General features: G+C 41.3%; 9 protein-coding genes and 1 pseudogene. 9 read left to right on the plus strand and 1 reads right to left on the minus strand.

The annotated features are described in order from the left end of the window. Positions 1 to 97 precede the first annotated feature (97 nt). Complete coding sequence (locus Hs20B_RS01115) at positions 98 to 1,912, minus strand: glycoside hydrolase family 6 protein (protein ID WP_172354735.1); 1,815 nt, start codon at positions 1,910 to 1,912, stop codon at positions 98 to 100. A gap of 153 nt (positions 1,913 to 2,065) precedes the next feature. On the opposite strand from Hs20B_RS01115, the gene Hs20B_RS01120 reads away from it, so the two are divergent. The 9 genes and pseudogenes from Hs20B_RS01120 (at position 2,066) to Hs20B_RS01160 (ending at position 12,238) form a co-directional block, all read left to right on the plus strand. Next, positions 2,066 to 3,433: a DUF6270 domain-containing protein gene (locus tag Hs20B_RS01120; RefSeq protein WP_172354737.1), complete on the plus strand. Its 1,368-nt coding sequence runs from the start codon at positions 2,066 to 2,068 to the stop codon at positions 3,431 to 3,433. A gap of 124 nt (positions 3,434 to 3,557) precedes the next feature. Beyond that, on the plus strand, positions 3,558 to 5,228 hold the full coding sequence (locus tag Hs20B_RS01125; protein WP_172354739.1) for a formate--tetrahydrofolate ligase: 1,671 nt from the start codon (positions 3,558 to 3,560) through the stop codon (positions 5,226 to 5,228). Positions 5,229 to 5,352: 124 nt separating this feature from the next. Further along, positions 5,353 to 5,943 (plus strand): C40 family peptidase, encoded by a 591-nt coding sequence (locus tag Hs20B_RS01130; protein ID WP_172354741.1) that lies wholly within the window; start codon positions 5,353 to 5,355, stop codon positions 5,941 to 5,943. 90 nt (positions 5,944 to 6,033) lie between these two features. Further along, entirely contained in the window at positions 6,034 to 6,999 is a 966-nt protein-coding gene (locus Hs20B_RS01135) for a Gfo/Idh/MocA family protein (protein WP_172354743.1), read from the plus strand. 53 nt (positions 7,000 to 7,052) lie between these two features. Further along, positions 7,053 to 8,033 (plus strand): competence protein CoiA, encoded by a 981-nt coding sequence (locus tag Hs20B_RS01140; protein WP_172354745.1) that lies wholly within the window; start codon positions 7,053 to 7,055, stop codon positions 8,031 to 8,033. Between the two features lie 62 nt (positions 8,034 to 8,095). Further along, positions 8,096 to 9,898, plus strand: coding sequence for an oligoendopeptidase F (gene pepF, locus Hs20B_RS01145; RefSeq protein WP_172354747.1), 1,803 nt, complete (start codon positions 8,096 to 8,098; stop codon positions 9,896 to 9,898). Positions 9,899 to 9,950: 52 nt separating this feature from the next. Next, positions 9,951 to 10,325, plus strand: a pseudogene (locus Hs20B_RS09665) (GNAT family N-acetyltransferase); the annotation flags it as partial. A gap of 156 nt (positions 10,326 to 10,481) precedes the next feature. Further along, on the plus strand, positions 10,482 to 11,150 hold the full coding sequence (locus tag Hs20B_RS09670) for an O-methyltransferase (protein ID WP_172355172.1): 669 nt from the start codon (positions 10,482 to 10,484) through the stop codon (positions 11,148 to 11,150). A gap of 89 nt (positions 11,151 to 11,239) precedes the next feature. Next, entirely contained in the window at positions 11,240 to 12,238 is a 999-nt protein-coding gene (locus tag Hs20B_RS01160) for a peptidylprolyl isomerase PrsA (RefSeq protein WP_228407422.1), read from the plus strand. Positions 12,239 to 12,464 lie beyond the last annotated feature (226 nt).

The following is a 12,464-nucleotide window of genomic DNA, read 5'->3' on the forward strand; positions in this document are numbered from 1 at the left end:
GAAGATTGTATGAGGAAACTCATACAATTTTTTGCATCAAAAAAACAAGTGAGCAGGGTCACTTGTTTTTTGGGGGAAAGAAATTTTTATTTCAGAGTCATGGCAAAGCAATGGTGTCAGAACTGTGTGTTGCTGTTGTTAGTGCTTTTAAGCTATCGTAAGGGCTTGCGTTGTTATCATATTGCGGTCTACCAAAATATAGGTAACCATCTACATAGGTCTGTGCAGCAGCTCTATAAGCATTAGCAGTTGCTGTTGTCCCTTTGATTGCATTTCCTACTTGGTAAGTTGGTGGGACACCAAGTGCTGAAAGGTAATTACCATTTTTAAGTTTTTGATCATCATAGCTAGCGCCACCTGTGCCGTTACCTATAGCAGGAATAGCACCTAATTGTAAGTTTGTCCACTCATAATTAGTATAGCCACGACCTGAAGCATATCCATTGTCAGCGGTGTCTATGACAGCTTTTTTATTTTTAATACCTGCAGAACTTAGGAGGTTAGAAATATCTTTGGCATAGCTGATATTGTCAGCAGTACCATCAAAGTGAGTCGCACCAAGGGCGAAACCACGTGCATTTTGGATGCCAACAGATTTCAAAAACGCAACGGCATTATTGGCCCCTTTTCGAGTACCGGTCCAATCATCTAACCAATCGGCTGAACCCGCATCAATATAGATTGCATTTTTGAGACCTGCATTTTTGATGCCTGTAGAGAGTGTTGCAACTGCATTTTTGACTAAAGTTTTACGTGTCGCAGCGTCTTTGTAGGTCGTACCAGCAAGCATAGCAGCGTCTGGTTCCATGATGATCGCAACGTTTTTGGCACCTGATCTTGCAATCACTTTTGTAACGCCTGAGATCCAATCAACATATTTTGTTTTTTCAGCAGCTGTTAGGGCGCGTGTTGTGTTTTCACCTCCAGCAACTGAATAGATACCAAAGAGTGAGATTTGAACAAGCGCATTTTTATCACTAGCTGTCAACTGTGCGATATAACGTTCTAGATTATCGGTATATTGGGTTGCTGAAGCGAGTGTACCATTTTTGTCTACACCTGAGTTTTGAGGTGTGAAGAAGATAGATCGTGGTTGACTAACAAATTTATTGAGCTGTACTTTTTGAGCAGCAGTCAAGGCAGTATTGTTTTCGTATTCATCGATAACACCCCCCGCTTGTGTGGTATTACTGAGTGAATTTCCAGGGCGTTGATAAGGGTTATCCCAGAAGCCATTATTGACTGCCCAGACAGGAACAGCAAGTGGATTGTCACTGTTTGTTGAGTAAGCATTACCAGAAATTGTCTTGTTTTTTATATCGCTATAGATATAAGTTCCGCCAGGTTTATTACCATTTGCAGGATTATTACTTTTTAATTTTATTGCTTGTTTTTTAGGATTGGTAACAGTTGGGAAGGTAAAGGTTTTAATACCATACCAGCCGATACCTTCATTTCTCCAGCCTGCTTTTACAAGCATGTTTTGTTCTGCAAGATTTGCCGTGTAGTTATGGCTACCAGCCTTTGCATTTGGATTATAGGCCCGATAAAGTGGGACAGCTTTGGTATCAGATGAATACCAACCAATCCCTTCGTAACGCCAGCCTGCTTTTACAAGCATGTTTTTTTCAGCAGAACTGACAGTATAATGGTGGTCTCCTGCATTTTTGTTGTAAAGACGATAAACTGGTGCGCTGGATTTTTGTGGTGCTGTCCAGCCAATTCCTTCATATCTCCAGCCAACTTTGGCGAGTGAATTTTTTTCATTTATGTTCGCTGTATAAAAATGTTCGCCACTATTTGGGTTATACAGACGATACATGCCCTGACTACCAGAGTCTGCTGCATGAGCAGATATTGCACCACCGAACAGTGTAGTCGCAACAACAACACCTAAAATTGCTTTTTTCATATTAAACCTCATCTTTCTATAGATATAGTATATCATGTATCTTTAGAAAGATTACATTAAATAGGAGATTTTGTCACATTTTTGACTAAAATGACACTTCATTGCGCTTCACTCTTTATTGTGAAAATGACAAAAATTTGATAAAATAAGGCTATGAAAAAAAGAATGGTAGTGATAGGGTCACAAGTATCCACAGGCCTTATCGAGAATGAAAAGGCAAGTTTTCTATTTGACTTAGTTGATGTACAATCTGATGTCTCAATCATATCATTGATGTCAGAGGTTATAGACTATGATCACAAAAAAATAAATAGTAATCAGTCGCTTCTAGACAGATCTCAGCTGTTAAGTGAATTAAACAAAGATGGTTTGAATAATTTAATAGCTGTTCAACCAGATATTATCATGTTAGATTTTGCTGCTGATATATACTGGGGAGTTATCCAAACTGAGTCGGGTAGTTATCTAACAAACATAGAGAAGCGCTACTCAGAAGATACTGTATTTGAGTCTATAAAGATTGCGGATGAATTGCATGTCACGAGTGATTATGACAATTATAGTGCACTGTGGATAGCGTCGTTTGATCGTTTTATGGGATTTGTTCAGACATATCTGCCAGGAACTCAAGTAATCATCAATAAATCTAAATTTTCTTTGCAACTTAAATCTGAATTGACAGGGAATATTTACGAAGCTGCTAATAAAAAAACATTAGATATTTATAATAAAATTTGGAATCTGTTTGATGACTATGCGATAAGTGAATTCAATGTGATTGGTATTGAAGAAATACCGCGTTTTACTAATTATGAGGAATCTAGTGAAGCAGTTGATTATTTCGCTTTCGACAAAGATTATTATAGCTCATTACTTGATAAGCTTGTCAATATTGCATACCCTAATTTAAATTTGGCTATTTCTTCAGATCTTTCGGAAGAAAGTTTATCCGATGTCGAAACGAGTCATATTAAAGTAAATAAGGCATCACAAAATTGGAATCTAGTTCGTAATTCTGATTTTTTGGACGGACTTGATTTTTGGGAGGATGTTACTGGAGAATATTTAGTAAAAGATGGTTTACTAGAAATTAATAGGAAGTCAAAGTCTTCAACAAAGCTAGAAAGTGCCCCAATTGCCATCGCTAATACGATGTATCGACTAGCTTTTGATGTTTGGGTTGAGGATGTTTTTGACCTACCAGGGAACGATCTTATCTTCTTTGCAAGGACATTTCCTGATAAAGTGTCTAATGATCCAAAATTTATTATTGATAGTCTGGGATTTCATGCTAAAAAAGAAAATTTGACTTCTGGCAAGTGGCGGCATCTTGAAATTGATCTGAAAGCCGAAGGAAATTATATACGCATTGGATCATTACTACGTGGTAATGCACACATTAAATATAAAAATATCGGCCTATATGTTGTTCCTGAGGAAATTGAGACAGATGATAATGAAGTAGTTGAGAAAGAAAATTTGTTTGAGAAGCTATTACGTCCTTTGAAAAAAAATAACTAAAATCACCAAAAAATCCGAACATTGAGGCAGTCATCGTTAGAAACTGTCCGAAAATGTGCGGATTTTTTGTATTTTTTTGCTATAATTTGGTTAAAGACTAGAAAATAGAAATCGGAGACACATCTTGGTAAAATCTGACATCGAAATCGCACAGGCATCTACTATGAAAGTCATCACTGAAATCGCAGCAAAAGCTGGCATTTCAGCTGATGATATTGAACAATACGGCAAATACAAGGCAAAAATCACATTTGACGCCATTGATAAATTGCAAAAAAATGAAACGGGTAAATTGATCTTGGTGACAGCAATCAATCCAACGCCAGCTGGTGAAGGCAAGTCTACAGTTACTATTGGCTTAGGTGATGCGCTCAATCAGCTGGGTCATAAGACTATGATTGCTTTGCGTGAACCGTCGCTTGGTCCTGTCATGGGTATCAAAGGTGGCGCAGCGGGTGGTGGCTATGCACAAGTGCTGCCGATGGAAGATATCAACCTGCACTTTACTGGGGATCTGCACGCCATTACAACGGCAAATAATGCTATCTCAGCGCTTTTGGACAACCACATCCACCAGGGCAATGCGCTCAATATCGACGCGCGCCGTGTGATTTGGAAGCGTGTGGTTGACTTGAATGACCGTGAGCTGCGCCATATCATCGCAGGTCTTGGCTCGCCAATCAATGGTGTGCCGCGTGAAGATGGGTTTGATATCACGGTTGCAAGCGAGATTATGGCGGTGTTCTGTCTTGCAACGTCAATCGAAAATCTTAAGGAACGTCTGGCAAAGATCGTGGTTGCCTATACCTATGACAGAACCCCTGTGACTGTAGGCGACCTTGAGATTCAAGGGGCGATTACCGTTTTGCTTAAGGATGCGCTCAAGCCAAATCTGGTGCAAACGATTGAAGGGACGCCTGCGTTTGTGCATGGTGGACCATTTGCCAATATCGCACACGGCTGTAACAGCGTGCTTGCAACGACAACGGCGCTCAAAGCTGCGGATTTTACAGTGACTGAGGCTGGTTTTGGTGCCGACCTTGGTGGTGAAAAATTCCTTGACATCAAAACGCGTGAACTCGGAAAAACGCCTGATGCTGTTGTGATCGTGGCGACTGTACGTGCGCTAAAAATGCACGGTGGTGTCGAAAAAAATGGGCTTGACCTTGAAAATATCGCGGCCTTGCAAGCTGGATTTGCCAATCTCAATCGCCATATTGATAACATCCAGAGCTATGGTTTACCAGTCGTTGTTGCTATCAATGAGTTTGTGACAGATACTGCAGCTGAAATAACTGCCTTGTCAGAGCTTCTGACGGCTAAAAACGTTGCCTTTTCACTCACACAAGTCTGGGAAAAAGGTGGTGCTGGTGGGCTTGATTTGGCTGAAAAAATCGTCACAGCCACTGAGAAAAAGCAAGATTTCCACTATCTTTATGACTTAGAGTCTGCCATTCCTGAAAAGATTGAAGCGATTGTGACGAAAATCTACGGTGGTAGCTCGGTGTCATTTTCTAACAAAGCAAAGAATCAAATCGCTGAGTTTGAGCGTAATGGTTGGTCAAATCTGCCGATTTGTATGGCGAAAACGCAATATAGTTTTTCTGACAATCAAAAATTGCTCGGTGCGCCTGAAGGCTTTGAGATTGCCATTCGCGAGTTGGTGCCAAAACTTGGTGCAGGATTTATCGTTGCACTAACTGGGGACATCATGACCATGCCAGGGCTTCCAAAAAAACCAGCTGCACTCAATATGGATGTTGATAATGCGGGTAATATCTCAGGTCTGTTCTGACGAGTTTGTCTTAAGCTATATGACAATTAAATAACAGTCTTGTCAGAGATGTAACAGTTTGACAAGTTAGTTAAGTTCTGATGAAAACGCCTTTTGGGGCGTTTTTTTATGTTAAACTGTAGTTATGACAAAACATAAAAATAACACAATTAAATCATTAGTAACAGTTGCGATTCTCTTTGCGGGAGGTCTGACATCTGCTGCGAGTGCCGAGTCAATCAACGTGTCAGACGTCTCAGCAACATTGACCCAACTCACTAAAACCATGGATGATACAGTAAAAATAACAGCAAAAGCGCATGAAACAGCGCAAAAACATGTTGCTCAGAAAGCAAAAACAGTACCACAAACAGCCAAAGTCGCTGAAAAATCAGCAGCAGAAAAAATCACGGAAACTGCCATGCGCTACCAAGGTGTGCCTTATGTCTACGGCGGGACAACGCCTACTGGCTTTGACTGCTCAGGATTTACGTCCTATGTGTATCGTGAGGCGCTAGGCAAAGAAATCGGGCGCACGACATGGGCACAGATGGGAATGGGGCAGGCGCATAGTACAGCGACAGCTCAGGTCGGCGATGTGCTCGTCTTTTTCGGTGGTAATCATGTGGGTATCTATCTGGGCAATGGGCAGTTTATCCATGCACCACAACCTGGTATGGCAGTGAGTGTGGCGTCTCTTTCAAGTATGCCTGCAGACTATGCTCTGAGTTTTTAAGTAAGACTGAAATAGGAGACCTCGTGGTCTTTTTTTGGTATAATTGAGAAAATGCAGTAAGTAATAGAAGTAGTATAAAAGGAGTTTATCATGACGAAACAAATAAAATACGGTGTTGTCTCAACAGCGCAGGTTGTCCCACGTTTTATAGAAGCGGTTCGCATGCTTGGCGAGGAAAATGCACAGGTGCTTGCAGTGTCGAGCCGAACTTTTGAGACGGCAAACGACTTTGCAAAAGAACACCAGATTCCCAAAGCTTATGGCAGTCATGAGGCGATGTATGCAGATCCTGAGCTTGATGTGATCTATATTGCAACCTATAACAAAGGCCATTTTCCTGAGGCGAAAAAGGCTTTACTTGCTGGCAAAAATGTCTTGCTTGAAAAGCCGTTTACATTGACAGCTAGCGAGTCTGCAGAGTTGTTTGAGATTGCGCGTGAGAAACATCTTTTTCTCATGGAGGCGCAAAAGTCTGTTTTTCTGCCGTTAACGAATTTGGTCAAGCAGGTGGTTGCTTCTGACGAGATTGGCAAGATTCTTGCGGTTGAGAGCGTGACGGCTTATGACAATATTGATCATATCAGCTGGTTTCGGGACTTGGACGCAGGTGGCGGCACGGTACATTTTATGTTGCCATATGCACTGAGCTATCTGCAGTATATTTTTGATGCGGCAATTAGCGACTTTTCGGGTATTTCTGATATGGCTGATGGCGAGTCTGACAGTCAGGCAAAAGTCTTGTTAAAACTCGATAATGGTGTGTTGGCTAACATTTTCCTAACGACAAAGGTCGGTCTTGACAAGGTCATGACGATCCAGGGAACGAAAGGACGGCTTGTTATACCTGAGTTTTGGAAGGCGAAAACGGCGATGGTTGAGCTGTTTGACGGGACAAAACGCACGATTGAGGCGGATTTTGAAAGCGACTTTGTCTACGAGGTTGCACATGTTAATGCGCTCATTTTAGCTGGTGCGACCGAAAGTCCGATCATGACGGCGGAGATGACACAGACGGGTATTGCTGTCATTGATCAACTTTATAAAAGCTGGACATAAACTGCGAGCAAATTGCAGTTTTTTTCGTATGTAGTATTAGGGAGGTTTTGCCAATGTTAGTAGCACTAGATGAAAAAGACAGGATTGTCAATACCTTAGAACTTGCATCCTCTGACTTTACAGATTTGTCAGACGTTTTTTTACGCTGTCCTGCCTGTAAAAGTCAGGTGAGGCTTAAGCATGGACAGATCAAACTGCCGCATTTTGCCCACGTCTCGCTTGATGCCTGTCAGTCGTTTTCTGAAAATGAAAGTGTCCAACATCTGACCTTGAAAAAGCGACTTTATCACTGGTTCAAGGCTGATCATCAGAAGGTCGAGGTAGAATATTTTTTATCAGAACTCAATCAGACGCCAGATTTATTAGTGAATGATAGGATTGCCATTGAGATTCAGTGTAGTCCTTTATCTGTAAAAAGGTTAGGAGAGCGGACGGAAACTTATCGGGCACATGGCTATCAAGTTATCTGGCTTATGGGGCGGGACTTGTGGCTTTCTGATAAGATGACAGTGCTCAAAGAAAATCTGACTTATTTTAGTGAAAATGCTGGTTTTTATTACTGGGAACTTGATCTGACGCAGGCTTGCTTGCGTTTGAAAAGTATGATTCATCAGGATCTGACGGGGAAAATTTACTATCACACACAAACCTTTGATTTTGGGACGTCAGACTTACTTGAGATTTTGCGGTCGCCGTTCCAAGCGCAGCGTATGAAAAAATTAGCTGTGCCTGAGCTTAAAAATCTGCCTGAGTTTATCGCACGTCAGCTCTATTTTCAAAATCCAAAGTGGCTGAAAATTCAGGAAAAATATTATGTCAATGGTGAAAATCTACTTCTGACGGGGGAATTTCCAGTCAAGCTTGCGCCTTTAGGGCTGAATCCACTAACTGTTAAGTTTGATGGTGTTTTAGTGCCTGATTTTTGTCAAATTCCATCAGAAGCCAGTTTGATCGTAAACAGTTATTATCAGCTGTTTTTAGCAAAATTTGATGGTAAAACTGTTTATCCACCCGCATTTTATAAAAAAATCTAGCCAAAGAAAAACGCTGCTATTTATGATAAAATAAAGCTATATCAAACTTGGAGGCAATGCAGATGGTGAAACAACGAAATGAGATAAAAGTTGAAAAGACTTGGGATTTGACGAGTATTTTTGAGACGGATGCGGATTTTGAGGCGGAACTTGCGCGTGTTGATGCAAAAATAGACGCGGCGCGTGATCTGACAGGACGCCTTGCAGCGTCTTCGGCAGACTTGCTTTTTGTGACAGAAGCCTTGCTCGAGCTGAGCCGTTTGGTCGAAAAGCTGTTTGTTTATGCGTCGATGAAAAATGACCAGGACACGACCGTCAGCCTTTATCAGGAATATCAGGCTAAAGTGACCAGTCTTGAGGCGAAATACAGCGAAGTATTTGCTTTTTACGAGCCAGAATTTATGGCTTTGTCATCTGAAACCTTATCAAGCTATGTCGCGGAAAATAAAGACTTAGTAATCTACCAACACTTTTTTGACAAACTTCTAGCTAACAAGGCACACGTCTTGTCAAATGCCGAAGAAGCCTTGCTTGCAGGCGCAAGTGAGATTTTTGGCAGTGGTAGCGAAACTTTTGAAATCTTGGACAATGCAGATATTGTGTTTCCAACGGTCAAAAATGAAGCGGGTGAAGACGTGCAACTCACGCATGGAAACTTCGTCTCGCTCATGGAATCAAGCAATCGTGATGTTCGTGAAAAGGCCTATAAAGCGCTTTACAGCGTCTATGCGCAATATCAACATACCTATGCGAAAACGTTGCAAACCAATGTGAAAGCGCATAATTTTGTTGCCAAAACACGCAAATATAGTTCTGCCAGAGCAGCAGCACTCGCACATAATCACGTGCCTGAGGCGGTGTACGATACTTTGGTTGCGGCGGTCAATAAACACCTGCCTTTGCTGCATCGCTACATGGCCATACGTGCTGATATTTTAGGACTTTCAGAGCTGAAAATGTCGGATGTCTATGCGCCGTTATCAGTGCTTGATTACAAGTTCACCTATCCTGAAGCAGTTGAAAAAGCAAAAGAAACGCTTGCAATTTTCGGCGATGACTATCTTAAACAAGTCAGACGAGCCTTTGACGAACGCTGGATTGATGTTGAAGAAAATAAAGGGAAACGCAGTGGTGCCTACTCTGGCGGGAGCTATGATACCAATGCCTTCATGCTGTTGAATTGGCATGACACGCTTGATAATCTGTTTACGCTCGTGCACGAGATGGGCCACAGCATGCATTCAACTTTCACACGGACGACGCAGCCTTATGTTTACGGTGATTATAGCATTTTCCTTGCTGAAATTGCGTCGACCACCAATGAAAATATTCTGACGGAGACTTTGCTTTCTGAAGTGACAGATGATAAAACGCGTTTTGCTGTGCTCAATCATTATTTGGACGGGTTCAAAGGAACTGTTTTTCGTCAGACTCAGTTTGCTGAGTTTGAGCATGCCATTCATGAGGCTGATCAACATGGGACCGTTCTGACGAGTGATTATCTGAATACGCTTTACGCAGAGCTAAATGAAAAATATTATGACTTAAAAGCCACAGATAATCCTGAAATTCAGTATGAATGGGCTCGAATCCCGCATTTTTACTATGATTACTATGTTTTCCAATATGCGACAGGCTTTGCTGCAGCAAGTGCCCTAGCGAAGAAAATCGTCCATGGTACAGCAACTGACAAAGCGAACTATCTTGATTATTTGCGTGCTGGAAACTCAGACTACCCGCTTGACGTCATCAAACGTGCCGGTGTTGACATGATCAGTGAGGAATATCTCAATGACGCTTTTGCAGTCTTTGAAGCACGTTTAGATGAGCTTGAAAGTCTTGTTAAAAAAGGTGCGCACAAGTAACATGAAAATGGCAGAAATTAGAACGATTCAGGAAACAGATGAAGCAGCATTCATGCGATTTCAGGCAGCTTTGTTACGTGAAAAAAGTCCTGACGTAAAGGTGCAAGAAGTGACAGATTTTGCAGCATTTGTCGCAGAAAGTAAGACTCAGGAAACTGTCGCAACTCATCTCGATTATTCGACGGCAACGACCTATTATTATTTTCTGGCTAATGGTGAGCTTGCAGCTAGCATCACCTGTCGCTGGGAGCTTGACAAGGGGACACTGCTTAAGCACGGTGGGCATATTGATTTTGAGATAGCTAAAAGCTATCAAAACAAAGGCATCATGACTGAACTTATCCAGTTTGCCTTTGCGCAATATCGCAAACGTGGTATTTTTGATATTATGATAACGACAAATGAGATAGATGCATTTAGTCGCAGAACGATTGAGAAAAATGGTGGGGAGCTTGATAAAATCACCGCCATCACTGAAGATGGTCAGAACTTACGACTTGCACACTATTGGGTACATCTGACACCAGACGCAGAGCTTGATGAAAAAGTCGTCAAATCTTATAACGCCCACTCAAATCACAATATGAGACGTCCTGTCGTCAAGCAAGAAATTGTTGCGTTTATGCGGAATAAACAGCATCAGCTGGACGGTTTTCTAGGTGAAGTTGAAGCGTTTGCGCATGTTGAGAATGTGCCAATTATTCCGCATGAAACAGTGGTTTATTTTCAATTTTTACTACAAAGTTTGCAGCCTAAACATATTCTTGAAGTTGGGACTGCTATTGGTTTTTCAGCACTTTTGATGGCAGATAGCGCACAAGACGCGAGCGTGACAACAATTGAGCGTAATCCTGAGATGGCTGAACTTGCGCGTGAAAATTTCACTAGATATGATAGTCGCAAGCAAATCACGCTAATAGAGGGAGATGCGATAGATGTCTTGTCAGAGTTGACTGAGACGTTTGACTTTGCTTTTATGGATTCGGCCAAGTCAAAATATATTGTTTTTCTACCAGAAATTTTGAAAAATCTTGCGGTTGGTGGCATCATTGTCATTGATGATGTCTTTCAAGGTGGCGATGTGACAAAAGATATCGCAGATATCAAGCGTAATCAACGTGGCATTTATCGTGGCTTGCACAAATTGTTTGATGCTACGCTTGATAATCCTGGACTGAACGCAACTTTAGTACCGCTTGGAGATGGGATTTTGATGATCCGAAAGCTGCAAGAAACGATTGATTTAGGTTGAGATAAGATTTTCAAACAAAAATATGATATAATAGTCACGAATGACAAGTCTATCTGATAAAGTTAGACGTTAAGAAAGGTATTAATATTTTGAATTTGAAAAAACTTGGCGCTATTGCTGTGACTGGTCTTGCTGCAGTCATGCTTGCTGCTTGTTCGAAAGATACATCGAACACTGACGTGATTACGATGAAAGGTGACACCATTCGTGTGTCCGATCTTTACAAAGAAGCACAAGAATACCCAACAACTGGGACAACAACATTGCTGCAAAACATGACATTTGACAAGATTTTTGAAAAAGAATTTGGCAAAAAAGTGACAACAAAAAAAGTTGAAGCTGAATTTCAATCTCAAAAAACGTCACTCGGTACGCAATTTGCATCAGCCTTGCAACAAGCAGGCTACACTGAAACGTCGTATAAAGACTCGATTCGCTCACAATTGCTTTTGAAAGCAGCCGTCAACAAGGAAATCAAGTACACAACAGCTGAGTATAAAACAGCTTTTGAGACATTCCACCCAACAGTTGACGCTTATATCTTGTCAGTTACGTCAGAATCTGATGCCAAGACAGCAATCTCAGAAGCAAACAAATCAGCTACTGACTTTGACAAAACAGCCAAAGAAAAGAAAGCAGAAATCAAGTTTGATTCAGCAAACACACAAGTCCCTGATGAAGTAAAAGCGGCTGCTTGGAAACTAAAAGACGGTGCTGTCTCAGCTGAACCAGTTGCTGTCACAGATAGCTCGACAGGTGAAAAGTCTTACTACATTATCAAGATGATCAAAAATTCAGACAAGGGTACTGACTGGAAAAAATACAAGTCAGAACTCAAATCCATCATCGAAACGACTAAGCAAAATGACACAACTTTTGTTAATGGCATCATTGCAACTTACTTAACAAAATATAATGTCACAGTGAAACCGACTGCTTTTGCAACAATCTTCTCTGCTTATGAAACAACAGCAACAAGCACATCATCAAGCAGCAAAGCCTCATCTTCAACAAAAGCAAGCTCAAGCGCATCATCAGAAAGCAGCTCAAGTACTGCATCATCAACATCAACATCAGAATCAAAATAAAAACATCAGACTAAAAACAGAGAGACAGCGGTGGTGAAAGCGGTCATGTTTGAATGAAAATAGTGCATAAAACGGCAGTGTTCTGCCTTATCAAACAAAAATGAAGACGATACTTTATCGTGAATGAGGGTGGTACCGCGGTTTTGCGCCCCTTGCTTGCGATAGGGTATTTGTTTTTATATAGTGAATTATTTCACAATAGTCGAACCCATATCAACACAATAAA

The sequence above is a fragment of the Pseudolactococcus insecticola genome (assembly GCF_011170065.1).
In the GTDB taxonomy this organism is placed as follows: Bacteria; Bacillota; Bacilli; order Lactobacillales; family Streptococcaceae; genus Pseudolactococcus; species Pseudolactococcus insecticola.

Coding starts and splice junctions, on each gene's coding strand:
- Hs20B_RS01115 (WP_172354735.1), bottom strand. CDS start 1,912: ATGAAAAAAGCAATTTTAGGTGTTGTTGTTGCGACTACACTGTTCGGT.
- Hs20B_RS01120 (WP_172354737.1), top strand. CDS start 2,066: ATGAAAAAAAGAATGGTAGTGATAGGGTCACAAGTATCCACAGGCCTT.
- Hs20B_RS01130 (WP_172354741.1), top strand. CDS start 5,353: ATGACAAAACATAAAAATAACACAATTAAATCATTAGTAACAGTTGCG.
- Hs20B_RS01135 (WP_172354743.1), top strand. CDS start 6,034: ATGACGAAACAAATAAAATACGGTGTTGTCTCAACAGCGCAGGTTGTC.
- Hs20B_RS01140 (WP_172354745.1), top strand. CDS start 7,053: ATGTTAGTAGCACTAGATGAAAAAGACAGGATTGTCAATACCTTAGAA.
- pepF (WP_172354747.1), top strand. CDS start 8,096: ATGGTGAAACAACGAAATGAGATAAAAGTTGAAAAGACTTGGGATTTG.
- Hs20B_RS09670 (WP_172355172.1), top strand. CDS start 10,482: ATGAGACGTCCTGTCGTCAAGCAAGAAATTGTTGCGTTTATGCGGAAT.